This is a genomic window from Streptomyces spectabilis, assembly GCF_008704795.1.
Taxonomy (GTDB): Bacteria; Actinomycetota; Actinomycetes; order Streptomycetales; family Streptomycetaceae; genus Streptomyces; species Streptomyces spectabilis.
Genome location: NZ_CP023690.1, coordinates 9,542,353 through 9,556,349 on the forward strand (window position 1 = coordinate 9,542,353; position 13,997 = coordinate 9,556,349).

11 protein-coding genes are annotated in these 13,997 nt (G+C 72.0%); 8 read left to right on the plus strand and 3 right to left on the minus strand.

Translation table 11 applies throughout. The features are described from left to right. Positions 1 to 11: 11 nt before the first annotated feature. Positions 12 to 983, minus strand: coding sequence for a sphingomyelin phosphodiesterase (gene sph / locus CP982_RS40455; RefSeq protein WP_150515054.1), 972 nt, complete (start codon positions 981 to 983; stop codon positions 12 to 14). A 908-nt stretch (positions 984 to 1,891) separates the two neighbouring features. On the opposite strand from sph, the gene CP982_RS40460 reads away from it, so the two are divergent. Then, the gene (locus CP982_RS40460; protein WP_150515055.1) at positions 1,892 to 2,092 is read left to right on the plus strand and encodes a hypothetical protein; all 201 of its coding nucleotides are present in this window, start codon (positions 1,892 to 1,894) and stop codon (positions 2,090 to 2,092) included. A 126-nt stretch (positions 2,093 to 2,218) separates the two neighbouring features. Here CP982_RS40460 and CP982_RS40465 read toward each other — a convergent pair whose 3' ends face one another. Beyond that, positions 2,219 to 3,442, minus strand: coding sequence for a glutamate--cysteine ligase (locus tag CP982_RS40465; protein ID WP_150515056.1), 1,224 nt, complete (start codon positions 3,440 to 3,442; stop codon positions 2,219 to 2,221). Positions 3,443 to 3,586: 144 nt separating this feature from the next. On the opposite strand from CP982_RS40465, the gene CP982_RS40470 reads away from it, so the two are divergent. Both CP982_RS40470 and CP982_RS40475 read left to right on the plus strand, forming a co-directional pair. Beyond that, a complete protein-coding gene (locus tag CP982_RS40470) occupies positions 3,587 to 4,552 on the plus strand; it encodes an LLM class F420-dependent oxidoreductase (RefSeq protein ID WP_150515057.1) in 966 nt (321 codons plus the stop codon). A gap of 38 nt (positions 4,553 to 4,590) precedes the next feature. Further along, positions 4,591 to 5,001 carry a hypothetical protein gene (locus CP982_RS40475; protein ID WP_150515058.1) on the plus strand — a complete coding sequence of 137 codons (411 nt, stop codon included), beginning with the start codon at positions 4,591 to 4,593 and terminating at the stop codon, positions 4,999 to 5,001. 28 nt (positions 5,002 to 5,029) lie between these two features. Here CP982_RS40475 and CP982_RS40480 read toward each other — a convergent pair whose 3' ends face one another. Then, positions 5,030 to 5,947 carry a glutaminase gene (locus tag CP982_RS40480; protein ID WP_150515059.1) on the minus strand — a complete coding sequence of 306 codons (918 nt, stop codon included), beginning with the start codon at positions 5,945 to 5,947 and terminating at the stop codon, positions 5,030 to 5,032. A gap of 322 nt (positions 5,948 to 6,269) precedes the next feature. Here CP982_RS40480 and CP982_RS40485 point away from each other — a divergent pair, with 322 nt between their 5' ends. From CP982_RS40485 to CP982_RS40505, 5 genes are read left to right on the plus strand one after another with little or no spacing between them, the layout of a single operon-like run. Then, positions 6,270 to 9,995, plus strand: a complete 3,726-nt coding sequence (locus tag CP982_RS40485; RefSeq protein ID WP_150515060.1) for a nitrate reductase subunit alpha — start codon at positions 6,270 to 6,272, stop codon at positions 9,993 to 9,995. Then, a complete protein-coding gene (gene narH / locus CP982_RS40490; protein ID WP_184924915.1) occupies positions 9,995 to 11,629 on the plus strand; it encodes a nitrate reductase subunit beta in 1,635 nt (544 codons plus the stop codon). The genes CP982_RS40485 and narH overlap by 1 nt, the downstream gene beginning before the upstream one ends. Next, positions 11,626 to 12,255: a nitrate reductase molybdenum cofactor assembly chaperone gene (gene narJ, locus CP982_RS40495; protein WP_150515061.1), complete on the plus strand. Its 630-nt coding sequence runs from the start codon at positions 11,626 to 11,628 to the stop codon at positions 12,253 to 12,255. The genes narH and narJ overlap by 4 nt, the downstream gene beginning before the upstream one ends. Then, positions 12,252 to 13,001 carry a respiratory nitrate reductase subunit gamma gene (gene narI / locus CP982_RS40500; protein WP_150515062.1) on the plus strand — a complete coding sequence of 250 codons (750 nt, stop codon included), beginning with the start codon at positions 12,252 to 12,254 and terminating at the stop codon, positions 12,999 to 13,001. The genes narJ and narI overlap by 4 nt, the downstream gene beginning before the upstream one ends. Further along, positions 12,998 to 13,990, plus strand: coding sequence for a tellurite resistance/C4-dicarboxylate transporter family protein (locus CP982_RS40505; RefSeq protein ID WP_268255498.1), 993 nt, complete (start codon positions 12,998 to 13,000; stop codon positions 13,988 to 13,990). Before narI ends, CP982_RS40505 begins: the two co-directional genes overlap by 4 nt. Positions 13,991 to 13,997: the final 7 nt, after the last annotated feature.

The window sequence follows — 13,997 nt, forward strand, 5'->3', positions numbered from 1 at the left end:
GGGCGCGTCCGTCAGCCGCCCACCACCGGATAGTGGTCGGAGAGATTGGTGTACGTGTACTGCTTGCCCCAGCTCGACACCGTCCAGGGGGCGCTCTGCTCCTTGACCACCTCGTTCTTCCACCCCGCAGGACGGGCGTGCCCCTGGCGGTGCAGGACGTGGTCGAGGTCCTCGCGCGGGTCGCTCGGATAGCGCTCCGATGCGATCGAATTGTCCCGCGTGTCGAAGGAGTACGGGTGCCCGGTCCGCTCGTCCGCGGGCGCCAGACCGGCGTCGGCGAGCATCGAGGCGTACTCCGTGCTGCGCGAGTCCACGTTGAAGTCGCCCGCGACCAGCACCTGTTCGTTCGCCGGTATGCGCTTGGCGTCGAGGAACGCGTCCACCTCCTTGAACTGCTTGGCGCGCGTCGCAGCCGCCTCGCCCGCCCCGCAGCCCGGGTCCGTGGACTGCGCGTGGGTGCCGACCACGTGCACCTTCGCGCCGTTCACCGCCAGGACGGCGTACACGAATCCCTTGTTGGAGTGGTAGTCCGCGCCGCAGGCGTCCTTGTAGACGTACTGCTCCTTGCGCACGATCGGCCACTTGCTCAGGACCGTCACGCCACCGTCCTCCGGCGTCAGCGCCGAGTACGCGCCCCCCGTGGCGTCCCACCCGGACTTGCCGCGGCCCATCACCGGCGTCTGGTGCGGGTACTGCGCCGAGGCGTTCTTCTGCAGGGCGTCGGACGCGGAGTTGTCGAACGCCTCCTGCACCACGACGACGTCGTTCCCCCGGAAGAAGCCGGCGGCCGGGATCTCCTTGGCCCGGTGGTCCTGCCCCCAGTTCGGGTACAGCGTCTTGCTGAACAGGAAGGCGTTGTACGTGAGCACCTTGAGCCGGGGCGTGTCGGCGGCCGACGCGCTCGGGGCCGTCGCGGCCAGCGTCGCCGTGGCGGCGAGCGCCACGGTGATGCCCAGGGCGGTGCGCGGGGTGGAGTGGGGCACGGAGTCTCTCCCTGTGGGGGTGGGAACGGAACCGGCTCAAAGCACCGGCGCGGTCATCCAAGGCGGCGTGGGTTACGACGGATTGACGTACGGGTGAGCGTGGAGAGGATCATGGGGCGCGCCCGGGCGACGGACCACCGTCCCGGCGTGCCGCGAGCGCGGCGGTCCACCTACCTGCCGGTTCGTGCTGGACCGAGAGGGGAGTGGGCCCGGCCGCCCGGGGATCACATGGGGTCTACCGCTGCGCCCACCATGTCCCCGCGGCACCGCCCGCCGTGGTGACGACGGCGACTAGCCACCCGGGGACGCGCTGAATGGTCAGCGGAATCACTTGACAGGGATGTCCGGCGCGCCGCGCTGACAGGCGAGGGATGTGACAGCCCCGTGCATGGCTCCGCCCCGGTGCGGACGTCGGGCCGCCTCGCCCTGCATCAATGACTAGTCCACCAGGCCGTGAAGCCGGAGCATGTCACTGCCGCGAGGACCGCGAGGAGGCGCACCGGCACGCGTTGGACCACGAGGTGAAAGCCACCGATGTGGATCTCGAGAAACGGCCTCGACGATGCGCTTTCGGGCATGGCGGAACTCCTGGACTGGTGGGTTGGGTTGCTCGATGGCGGGGCTGGCGCCTCTCGCTCCACCCATCTTTACGCAGTTCTCCGCTGCTCCAACACACCGGTTGCGCCTAGTCTTCAATAGCCCGAATGGGCTATGCGTATCCGCCGAGTCACACGACAGGGTGCCAAATGCCTCATGAACAGGCTGAGGTCCAGACCAAGTTCAGGCCGTACCCCGTATGAAGCCGTCCCTCGCCTTGCTGGCGAGTAACCCGTTCGGCCTACGTCAGGTTCTGACCATGAAGCACCGGTGAGCTACTGAACCGGGGGATCACCGAACCCGGAGGCGTCATGGCGAAGAACAAGAAGGCCGACCAGGAAGAGGGCGAGAAGAGCGGGCGGCAGGCGCCGGAAACACGGAGCGGCCTCTGGGATTCGGGCGCCCGCAGCACGAACGGCGAATCAGTGCAAACTCGGAGCACTGCTGCGCGTCAATCCAAGAGAGTCCCCGAGGACATAGAGAAGTGCAGTCCGTACGAGAAATCTGACTGAGTCACAGCGGAACTCGGTGATCGACGAGCCGGGGCCTATCGGTGGCTGTCGCGCTCGGGGCCGTCGTGGCCGGCGTCGCCGTCGCGGCGAGCGCCACGGCGATGCCCAGGCAGGTGCCGTCAGGGATCAGGTGGGTGGCGCCTGCGTGCGGCGTACGCACTCGGTGATCACGGTGCTCAGGCTGTCCGTGCGTGCGAAGAGGTCTCGCTGGACGCGGGCTCCGGTGCCGTGGTCGAGGAGTCGTGCCGTGCGCTCGCGGGCCAGGGCGAGGTCGCCGTTGTCGGCGAGGGCGTCGCTCACGTGGTCGAGCAGGGCCCGCACCACCTCGGCGCAGGGGACAGGGCGCATCGACAGCGGATGGAGCAGAGTGTCGTCCAGGCCGGAGCGCGCGGCCCGCCACGCGGCGAGCCGCAGCAGGCTGACGCCGTGCCCCAGCGGCGGCGTGCCCGCGCGCCACTCCCGCGCGGCCGTCTCGACGAGGCCCCGGGCGAGCGCGGCGATCAGGACCGTGGTGCCCGCGTCCAGGCAGACGTCCGCCACCCGGATCTCGACGGTGGGGTAGCGGTGGGAGAGCCGGGCGTCGAAGTAGATCATGCCCCGGTCGCGCAGCGCCCCTGTGGTCACCATGTCGCTGACCTGCTGCTCGTACCGCTCGGCCGAGCCGAAGAGCTCCGTGGGGCCCGCCATCGGCCAGCGTCCCCACACCCGGCTGCGGTAGCTGGCGTACTGACTGTCCTTGCCCTGCCAGAACGGCGAGTTGGAGCTCAGCGCGACGAGGGCCGCCAGCCACGGCCGGATCCGGTCCACGACGGCCACGCCCTCTTCGTCCGACTCCACCGAGACGTGGACGTGGCAGCCGCAGGTCAGCTGCTCCTGGGTGGTGAGGCCGAACTGCTCCTCCATCCACTGGAAGCGGCCACCCACGTTGACGGACGGGCTCGCGGGCAGGGGAGAGGTGGCGAGCGCGGCCACCGAGCCGCCGACGTCCCCGGCGTGCCGGGCCGCCTCCGCCCGCCACCGGACGATCTCGGCGGAGAGGCTGTCCATGTCCGACTGCGGCCGGGTGGCGAATTCGATCTGGTGGCCGTGCAGCTCCTTCTCGAAGGCGTCGTCCTCGAAGGCGTCGTTCTCGGAGTTCTCGGAGTGCTCGGAGTGGTCGGCGTCCCCGTCGTCCCTGGCGCCGTGCGCGCCGCCGTCCCCGTCCCCGTCCGCGCCCCCGTCCTCGGCGGATCCGGGTCTCTCGGCGGTGTCCCGGGCGGCGCGGGCCAGGACGGCCGTCGACAGGGCCCGCGGCTCCCCACTCGCACGGTCGAACAGGAGCAGCTCTTCCTCCACACCCACGGTACGCATCAGACGCCACCTCTCCGGCCCGCCTACTTCGGACTGTGGGGGCCACTCGGTACCCAGTACCCCGACTCCCGGGGCGCAGCCGTGCGCCGGCGACCGGTCGTGCGCACAGGTTTCAGCCAGGCCGATAAGGCGAAAGCGTAGATTATGGTACGAATCGGCTACACGATGATGACCGAGCAAGCGGGGCCGCGCTCCCTCGTCGAGCATCTGGTCGCGGCGGAGGGCGCCGGGTTCGACTTCTCGGTGACCTCCGACCACTACTTCCCGTGGCTGGAGGAGCAGGGGCATTCGCCGTACGCGTGGAGCGTGCTCGGCGCGGCCGCGCAAGCGACCTCGCGGATCCCGCTCATGACGTACGTGACCTGTCCGACGCTGCGCTACCACCCCGCCGTGGTGGCGCAGAAGGCCGCCACGATGCAGCTGCTGTCCGAGGGCCGCTTCCGGCTGGGCCTCGGCAGCGGCGAGAACCTCAACGAGCACGTGGTCGGCGGTGGCTGGCCCTCCCCGCAGATCCGCCTGGAGATGCTGGAGGAGGCCGTGGAGATCATCCGGGAGCTCTTCACCGGCGACAATGTGCATCACCAGGGCGCCCACTTCGACGTGACGAACGCGCGCCTGTGGGACGTGCCGGACGAGCTGCCGCCCATTGGGGTGGCCGTCTCCGGCGAGCTGTCGTGCGCCCTGGCCGGGCGCCAGGCCGACCTGGTCATCGCCACCGAACCGAAGGCCGAGCTGCTCGAATCCTTCGACCGGCACGGCGGCCGGGGCAAGCCCCGCATCGGTCAGCTGCCCGTCTGCTACGACCCCGACAAGGACGCGGCGATCGCCCGCGCCCACGAGCAGTTCCGCTGGAGCGTGGGCGGCTGGCCGGTCAATGCCGAGCTGCCCGGCCCCTCGGGCTTCGCCGCTGCCACCCAGCACGTCACGCGCGAGGACATCGCGCGGCAGGTCCCGTGCGGCTCCGACGTCGACACGTTCGTCGACGCCGTCCGCCCCTACGCGGAGGCGGGCTTCACCGAGATCGCCCTCGTCCAGGTCGGCGGCGACCACCAGCTGCCGTACATCGACTGGGCCGAGAAGGAACTGCTGCCCGCGCTGCGCGACCTGTGACGCCGCGACAGCCACCCGCGAACCCTCTGGAGAACAGCATGAACGACACCCCGAGCCCGCAGGCGCAGGACTCGTCCCCCGACCTGGTGCAGGTGGTGCTGAGCGACTGCTCGGCCGCCGACGCGGACGCGGTCTTCGGAGCCCTGTGCACGCACTTCCGCGGCGACCGCGGGGACGACGCGCCACGCCAGACCGAGGCGAGCCGCCCCGCTGTGTGGACGGGTTCCTTCCTGGCCGCGCAGGCCCCGGGCCCGGTGCCCGGGGTGCTCCTCTCGGGCGCCGTGACCGCCGATCTGCAGGGCGGCCCGGCGGCGGTCGGCCGTCTGCGGGCGGTGCTCGAAGGGGCCTTCAGCGCCGCGGCCCAGGGCACGGCGTCGGGCGACCAGGAGGTGCAGGTCCAGCTGCGTCTGACGGGCGCCGACCGCGGGGCGCCGTACGCCGGACGCTGAGCCCGCACCGCCCTCGGAACCACCGCCCTCAGAACACGGAGAGCCCGGTGAGCGTGGTGAAGCGGTCGAGCGCGGCGACGCCCGCCACGGAGTTGCCGCGCTGGTCGAGGCCGGGGCTCCACACGCACAGGGTGCAGCGCCCGGGCACGACGGCGATGATGCCGCCGCCCACACCGCTCTTGCCGGGCAGGCCCACGCGGTGGGCGAAGTCACCCGCGGCGTCGTAGGTGCCGCAGGTCAGCATGACCGCGTTGACCTGCTTGGCCTGGCTGCGGGTGAGCAGCGTGGAGCCGTCGGCCCGTATGCCGTGCCGGGCGAGGAACCCGGCGGCCAGGGCGAGGTCGCCGCAGGACGCCTCGACGGAGCACTGGCGGAAGTACTGGGAGAGGAGCTCGGGCACGGCGTTGGCGATGTTGCCGTACGACGCCATGAAGTGGGCCAGGGCGGCGTTGCGGTCGCCGTGCTCGGTCTCGCTGTCGGCCACGTGCTCGTCGAAGGTGAGACGGTCGTTCCCGGACTCGGCGCGCAGGAAGTCGCGCAGCACCCCGGCCGCGTCGCCGGTCAGGCTCTGCAGCCGGTCGGTGACGACGAGGGCCCCGGCGTTGATGAAGGGGTTGCGCGGGATGCCGTGCTCGTACTCCAGCTGCACCAGCGAGTTGAAGGGGTTGCCCGACGGCTCCCGGCCCACGTGCTCCCACAGCAGCTCGCCCTCCAGGCTCAGATCGAGGGCGAGCGTGAAGACCTTGGTGATCGACTGGGTGGAGAAGGGCTGCTGCCAGTCCCCGACGCCGTACACCGTGCCGTCGAGCTCCGCGACCGCCATCCCGAACCGCCGGGGGTCGGCGGAGGCGAGCGCCGGGATGTAGTCGGCCGGGCGGCCGCGGCCCGGCAGGCGCTGGATCTCGTCAGCGATGCGGTCGAGGACCGGCTGGAGGGAGGGTGACACGCGTACTTGCTCCGTGTTCGTGCTTCTTGCGGTGGGGCGTCAGTACCTTACGGCAGGTCACGGGCGGAAACGATCAGGGCCGTGGGCGGTGCCCGGAGGCTGCCTCCACCTGGCCTGTTCCGACGCGCGGGGAACGGGTGAGCGATCGCGCGCTGAACCATTGCAAAGAGCAAGAAAAATAAGTTCTAACTACAACCAACTGGCCGAAAAATGGTCCACACCAGAGCCTGACCAGGAGCACTCTGACCCTCGATCGATGAGGTGTGTGCCGACGTGACCACCACCGCACGACGGCACCGCGATGCCCGAGGGGAGCCCGCACATGGGCAGGGGACGAGGCAGGGCGAAGGCGCGGCGCGCCGCGGCGGACGCCGCCGAGCGGCTGCTGGAGATCGGCCGATTACTTCAGAACGCGCCCACGACACCGGAGGGCCGGGCGGTCTTCCGGCCCGGCCAGACCGTCAATGACCAGCCCTACCGGGACCGTTGGGCGCACGACAAGGTGGTGCGCTCCACCCACGGGGTGAACTGCACGGGCTCGTGTTCATGGCAGGTGTACGTCAAGGACGGCCTGATCACCTGGGAGACGCAGGCCACGGACTACCCCTCCACCGGGCCCGACCGGCCGGACTACGAGCCGCGGGGCTGCCCGCGCGGAGCGTCCTTCTCCTGGTACACCTACTCGCCCACGCGCGTGCGGTACCCGCTGGCCCGCGGCGTTCTGGTGGAGATGTTCCGGTCCGCCAGGCGGAGGCTCGGCGACCCCGTCGCGGCCTGGGCCGAGATCACCGGCGACCCGGAGCGGCGGCGCCGCTACCAGGCCGCGCGCGGCCACGGCGGCCTGGTGCGCGTGAGCTGGCAGGAGGCCCTGGAGATCGCCGCGGCCGCGTATGTGCACACCCTCGGCGCGTACGGCCCCGACCGGATCGCCGGGTTCTCGCCGATCCCGGCGATGTCGATGGCCTCGCACGCCGTCGGCGCCCGCTTCCACGCGCTGATCGGCGCGCCCATGCTGTCCTTCTACGACTGGTACGCGGATCTGCCCGTGGCCTCGCCGCAGGTCTTCGGCGACCAGACGGACGTGCCCGAGTCCGGGGACTGGTGGGACGCCGCGTATCTGATGCTGTGGGGTTCGAACGTGCCGGTGACCCGCACCCCGGACGCCCACTGGATGGCCGAGGCCCGCTACCGCGGCCAGAAGGTCGTCGTCGTGTCGCCGGACTACGCCGACGCGACGAAGTTCGCCGACGAGTGGCTGCACCCGCACCCCGGGACCGACGGCGCGCTCGCCATGGCGATGGGCCATGTGATCCTGCGCGAGTGCTTCGTCGACCGATGGGTGCCGTACTTCACCGACTACGTCAAACGCTTCACCGACCTGCCCTTCCTCGTCGCCCTGGAGGAGCGGGAGCAGGGAACGTACGCCCCGGGCTCCTTCGTCACGGCCGTCGACGCGGACCGGGCGCGGGAGGCGCACGCGGACGCGCGGCGCTGGATGCCCGTGTTCATCGACGCGGTGACGGGCGCGACCGTGGTGCCGAACGGCACCCTCGGCGACCGCTGGGGCAAGGGCGGCGAAGGCCGCTGGAACCTCGACCTCGGCGACCTCGACCCCCTCCTGAGCCTGCTGGGGCACGCGGACGCCGGAACCGCGACGGTGGTGCTGCCCCGCTTCGACGCAGCGGGCGGAACGGGCGGAACCGGCGGGGCGGGCGGCACGGACGGCGCGGAGGAGACGGGCGGAGCCGGAGCCGGCGCGACGGTCCGCCGCACGGTGCCCACGACACGCGTCGGCGGCCGCCTGGTGACCACGGTGTTCGACCTGATGCTCGCCCAGTACGGCGTGGCGCGCGAGGCCCTGGACGGGAAGCCGCCCGTCCCGTACGAGGACGCGTCGGCCCCCTGCACCCCCGCCTGGCAGGAAGCCATCACCTCGGTGTCCGCGGGGGCGGTGGTGCGCGCCGCCCGGGAGTTCGCCCGCACCGCGGAGCAGACCCGGGGCCGCTGCATGATCGTGATGGGGGCCGGGACCAACCACTGGTTCCACTCCGACACGATCTACCGCTCCTTCCTCACCCTGCTGCTGCTCACCGGCTGCCAGGGCGTCAACGGCGGCGGCTGGGCGCACTACGTGGGCCAGGAGAAGGTCCGCCCCTACGCGGGCTGGCAGCAGCTGGCGACCGGCTCCGACTGGGTCCGCCCCTCGCGGCAGATGGCCGGCACGCCCTACTGGTACCTGCACACCGACCAGTGGCGCTACGACCGCACCACCGCGGACGCCCTCGCCTCGCCGACCGGGGCGGGCGCGCTGAGCGGACTGCACACCGCGGACCTGATCGCCCGCTCGACCGGCCAGGGGTGGATGCCCGCCTACCCCACCTTCGCGGCCAACCCGCTGACCCTGGGGCGGCGCATCCGCGAGGCGGGAGCGGACCCCGGCCCCTGGGTGGCCGCCGAACAGGCGGCGGGCCGCCTCACCCCCGCCTTCCAGGACCCCGACGACCCCGCCAACTGGCCCCGCGTCCTGACGGTGTGGCGGGCCAACCTGATCGGCTCGTCGGCCAAGGGCAACGAGTTCTTCCAGCGGCACCTCCTGGGCACCACGGACAACGCGAGCGCCGAGGAAGTCCCGCCCGGCGACCGGCCCCAGGACGTCACCTGGCGCGACGAGGCCCCGCGCGGCAAGCTCGACCTGCTGCTCGCGCTCGACTTCCGCATGACCTCCACCACCCTCTTCGCCGACCTCGTGCTGCCCGCCGCGACCTGGTACGAGAAGCACGACCTGTCCAGCACGGACATGCACCCCTACGTGCACGCCTTCTCCCCGGCGATCAACCCGCCCTGGCAGGCCCGCACCGACTTCGAGATCTTCCACGGGCTCGCCGCCGAGGTGTCCCGGCTCGCCCACGGCCGCCTGGACGTCGCCCACGACCTCGTGGCCACCGCCCTGCAGCACGACACCCCCGGCGAGGCACCGCCACCGGGACCCACCGCACCGCAGTACGCCCTCGTCGAACGCGACTACCGGGCCATCGCCGACAAGCTCGCCGCGCTCGGCCCGCTGCCCGACGAACAGGGCATGCAGGTCAAGGGAGTCACCGTCCGCACCACGGCCGAGAGCCACTGGCTGACGGCCCGCTGCGGCACCGCCGCCGAAGGACCGGCCCGGGGCAGGCCCCTGCTGGACACGGACGTCAAGCTGTGCGAGGCGATCCTGGCCCTCTCGGGCACCACCAACGGCCGCGTCGCCGCCGAAGGGCTGCGCCGGCTGGCCGAACGCTGCGGCGGCGACAGCGGTTTGGAGGAACTCGCCGCGTCGGTCGCCGAGCGGCGCGTCGTCTTCTCCGACACGCAGGCCCGGCCCGTGCAGGTCAGCGCCAGCTTCGAGTGGTCCGGCAAAGAGGCGTCCGACCGGCGCTACGCGCCCTTCACGATCAACACCGAGCACCGCAAGCCCTGGCACACCTTCACCGGACGGCAGCACTTCTACCTCGACCACCCCTGGATCACCGAGTTCGGCGAACAGCTGCCGGTCTACCGGCCACCCCTCGACCTGGCCCTCCTCGGCGAGCAGCCGACCGCCGACGGCACCTCGGTGACCGTGCGCTATCTGACGCCCCACTCGAAGTGGTCCATCCACTCCGAGTACCAGGAGAACCTGCTGATGCAGACCCTCGCCCGCGGCGGCCCGGTCATCTGGATCAGCGTGAGCGACGCCGAGGCGATCGGCGTGGCGGACAACGACTGGATCGAAGCGGTCAACGCCAACGGCGTGGTCGTCGCCCGCGCCGTCGTGTCCCACCGGATGCCACCCGGCACGGTGTTCATGTACCACGTGCAGGAACGCCTGGTGAACGTCCCCAAGTCGGAGCGCACCGGACGCCGCGGCGGTGTCCACAACGCCCTGACGCGGCTGCTCGTCAAACCGACCCACCTCATCGGCGGACACGCCCAGTTGTCCTTCGCCCCCAACTACTACGGCCCCACCGGCAACCAGCGCGACGCGGTCACCGTCATCCGCTGTCGCTCCCAGGAGGTGCAGTACTGATGCCCCGTGACGAAGCCACTGTCGGACGCTGCTTGGCACAGGTGGCGATGGTGATGAACCTCGACAAGTGCATCGGCTGCCACACCTGCTCGGTCACCTGCAAACAGACGTGGACCAACCGCTCGGGCACCGAGTACGCCTGGTTCAACAACGTCGAGACCCGCCCCGGACAGGGCTACCCCCGCGGCTACGAGGACCAGGACAGGTGGAAGGGCGGCTGGCAGCTCAAGCACGGCCGCCTCGTGCCGCGCAGCGGCGGCCGCGCCCGCCGCCTCGCCCGGCTCTTCGCCAACCCCGAACTGCCCTCCCTGAACGACTACTACGAGCCGTGGACGTACGACTACGACAACCTCATCACCGCGCCCCTCGGCGACGACGTCCCCACGGCCGCGCCGCGCTCCCAGATCGACGGGCGGCCCACCGCCGTCACCTGGGGCCCGAACTGGGACGACGACCTGGGCGGCGGACCCCGGCACCTCGCCGGTGACCCCGTCCTGCGGGACCTCAACGAACAGGTGCGCCTGGAGTACGAGCAGGCCTTCATGTTCTACCTGCCCCGCATCTGCGAGCACTGCCTCAACCCGTCCTGCGTCGCCGTGTGTCCCTCCGGCGCGCTGTACAAGCGCATCGAGGACGGCATCGTCCTCGTCGACCAGGACCGCTGCCGGGGCTGGCGCATGTGCGTCACCGGCTGCCCCTACAAGAAGGTCTACTTCAACCACACCACCGGCAAGGCCGAGAAGTGCACCCTGTGCTACCCGCGGATCGAGGCCGGACAGCCCACCGTCTGCTCCGAGACCTGCGTCGGCCGCCTGCGCTACCTCGGCGTGATCCTCTACGACGCCGACAAGGCGGGGGAGGCCGCCGCCACCGCCGACGAGAAGGACCTCTACCAGGCACAGCTGGACTGCTTCCTCGACCCGGCCGACCCCCGGGTCGCGGCCGCGGCCGAGGCGGCGGGCATCCCGCACGACTGGATCACGGCCGCACGCCGCTCCCCGGTGTACGACCTGATCAGCCGCTACAAGGTGGCCCTGCCCCTGCATCCCGAGTACCGGACGCTGCCCATGGTCTGGTACGTCCCGCCGCTGTCACCCGTGGTCGAGTCCCTCACCGCCACCGGCCACGACGGCGAGGACCCCGCCAAGCTCTTCGCCGCCATCGACTCGCTGCGCATCCCCGTCTCCTACCTCGCCGGTCTCTTCACCGCGGGCGACCCCGCCCCCGTCGAGGCCGCGCTGTGCCGCCTCGCGGCGATGCGCTCCCACATGCGGCGCGTCAACCTCGGCGAGGAGCAGGACCCGGCCATCTCCCGCGCCGTCGGCATGGACACCGGGGAGATCGAGGCCATGTACCGCCTCCTCGCCCTCGCCAAGTACGACGAGCGCTACGTCATTCCCACCGGCTACCACACCACCGCCACCGGCGACGAACCCGACGGCTGCAGCCTCGACCACGACCACGGCCCCGGCATGTACGACGCCGAAGCCTTCCACACCCCGCTGCCCGGCACCGCCGAGCCCGAGCCCGAACACGCCGGAACCTCGCTGCGCGGCCGCGTCAACCTCCTCAACTGGAACGGGCGGGGGCGCCCCGCGGGCCTCTTCCCGGGGCGCGAGGGACACCAGGCATGAGCGACCTCCCCCTCGTCCACCAGGCGGCGTCCCTGCTCCTGCTCCACCCGGACGCGGACTGGCCGCACCGGCTCCGCACGGTCACCGACGCCCTCGCCACCGCCCCCGGCCCGCGCGCGGAGCCGCTGCTGCGGTTCTGCGCGGCCGTCGCCGACGTCCCCGTGCTCGACCTGTCCGCCCGCTACGTCGCCACCTTCGACCGCAGCCGCCGCCGCACCCTGCACCTGACGTACTACACCGACGGCGACACGCGCCGCCGCGGCCAGTCCCTGCTGCGCTGGCAGGACCTGTACCGCGCGCACGGCTGGCGGCCGCCCGCCGACGAACTGCCCGACTTCCTGCCCCTGGCCCTGGAGTTCGCCGCCCGCTGCCCCGAACCGGGCCGTGCCGCCCTGCGGGAGCACCGCGCCGCCGTCGAGCTGCTGCGGCTCGCGCTCCGCGACCACCGCAGCCCGTACGCCGACGTCCTCGAAGCCGTCTGCCGCACCCTGCCCGGCGCCTCGCCCGGCGACCGCGCCGCCGCCCTGCGCCTGGCCCGCGGCGGCCCGCCCACCGAGACGGTCGGGCTCCTGCCGTTCCCCCGACGAGCCGTCCCGCACCCGTACGAGGAGGAGCCCGTCCCGTGAACCACCTGCACACCACCCTGTGGGGCGTGCTGCCCTACCTCGTCGTGGCCTTCATGGCCACGGGCACCATGTGGCGCTACCGCTACGACCGGTTCGGCTTCACCACCCGCTCCAGCCAGCTGCACGAGAGCCGGCTCCTGCGGATCGGCGGCCCCCTGTTCCACTTCGGCCTGCTCCTCGTCATCGGCGGACACCTCATCGGCCTGCTCATCCCGGAGGCCTTCACCGACCGCGTCCACGTCCACGAGTGGCTCTACCACGCCAACGCCCTGTTCGTCGGCGGCATCGCGGGCCTCGCCACCCTCGCCGGGCTCGCGATCCTGCTCTACCGCCGCCTGCGCGTGCCCGCCGTGCGTGGCGCCACCAGCCGCAGCGACCGCGCCGTCTATCCGCTCCTCGCCGCGGTGATCGTGGCCGGGCTCGCCGCGACCGCCTCCACCACCCCGCCCCACCACTACGACTACCGGCTCGGCGTCTCCGTGTGGGTCCGCTCCCTGTTCGCCCTCGATCCCGACGTGTCGGCCATGTCCCACGCCCCGTTCGTCTATCAGACGCACACGCTGCTCGGCATGGCGCTGTTCGCCCTGTGGCCGTTCAGCCGCCTCGTGCACGCCTTCACCGCCCCGGTCGGCTATCTGGCCCGCCCGTACATCGTCTACCGCTCCCGCGGCGCACGGCACGTCCCCGTGAGCCGTTCCGCCCCGGTGGCCTCCCCGCAGGTACGGAACACCGCCGCCCGCCGGTGAGAGAGGGGCTCCGGCTCCGTGACCGGTGCCGGTCGCTGCCACCGGCGTGCTTCGCGCCCGTGATGGCGACCGGCATCGTGTCCCGGGCCCTGAACGAAGCCGGGGCCCGCACGGTCTCCACGCTGCTCTTCGCCTTCGCGTGCGCGCTCTACGCGTGCCTCCTCGCGGCGAGCTGCCTCAAGGCCGGGTGTCACCCGGCCGCCCTCGGATCCGAACTGGCCGACCCGAAGGGGGTGTTCGGCCACTTCACGTTCGTCGCCGCGTCCGGCGTCCTCGCCGCCCGCCTCGGCCACGGGCCCGCACGCGGGGCGGCGTACGTCCTCCTCGCCCTGGCAGGCGTGGCATGGGTGGCGCTCGCCCGCTGCCTCACGCGTCTGCCGCGTGCGGCCGCACGCGAGGCCGACGGCACCTGGTTCCTGGCCACCGTCGGCCTCCAGTCGCTGGTCCTCTGCTTGACCAGCCTGCCGCCGCGCCATGTGCTCGTGCCGTCTGCGCTCGTCCTGTGGTGGTGCGGGGTCCTGCTGTACGCGGTGACCGCCGCCGTGCTCGGCCGCCGACTGCTGCGCCGTCCGCCAACACCCGCGCGCTGCACTCCCGCGTACTGGGTCGCGATGGGGGCCGTGGCCATCAGCACCCTCGCGGGCACCCAACTCCACGACCACGAGGCCTCCTTGCCACACGCGCTGCGCGGCACAGTCGGTCTCGCCGTGGTCGTCCTCTGGGGTGGGGCGACCGCTCTGATACCGCCCCTGCTCGCCACCGGCTGCTGGCGGCACCTGCGCCACCGCGTTCCGCTGACGTACGAACCCGCCCTGTGGTGCGTGGTCTTCCCCGTCGGCATGTACGCCACCGCCACCGCGCGCGTCACCACCACGCTGGCGCCCCATGCGCCGAGCACCGCCGTGCACCTCCTCGCGTGGGTCGCGGCGGCGGTGTGGCTGACGGTCCAGGGCCACGCCGTGGCGTCGCGGCGACCGGTCCGGCCATGAGCAGGCA

Excerpts from the sequence above, each read along its gene's own strand:
- CP982_RS40485 (WP_150515060.1), top strand. The coding sequence starts at position 6,270 with ATGGGCAGGGGACGAGGCAGGGCGAAGGCGCGGCGCGCCGCGGCGGAC.
- CP982_RS40475 (WP_150515058.1), top strand. The coding sequence starts at position 4,591 with ATGAACGACACCCCGAGCCCGCAGGCGCAGGACTCGTCCCCCGACCTG.
- CP982_RS40460 (WP_150515055.1), top strand. The coding sequence starts at position 1,892 with ATGGCGAAGAACAAGAAGGCCGACCAGGAAGAGGGCGAGAAGAGCGGG.
- CP982_RS40470 (WP_150515057.1), top strand. The coding sequence starts at position 3,587 with ATGGTACGAATCGGCTACACGATGATGACCGAGCAAGCGGGGCCGCGC.
- narJ (WP_150515061.1), top strand. The coding sequence starts at position 11,626 with ATGAGCGACCTCCCCCTCGTCCACCAGGCGGCGTCCCTGCTCCTGCTC.
- CP982_RS40465 (WP_150515056.1), bottom strand. The coding sequence starts at position 3,442 with ATGCGTACCGTGGGTGTGGAGGAAGAGCTGCTCCTGTTCGACCGTGCG.
- narH (WP_184924915.1), top strand. The coding sequence starts at position 9,995 with ATGCCCCGTGACGAAGCCACTGTCGGACGCTGCTTGGCACAGGTGGCG.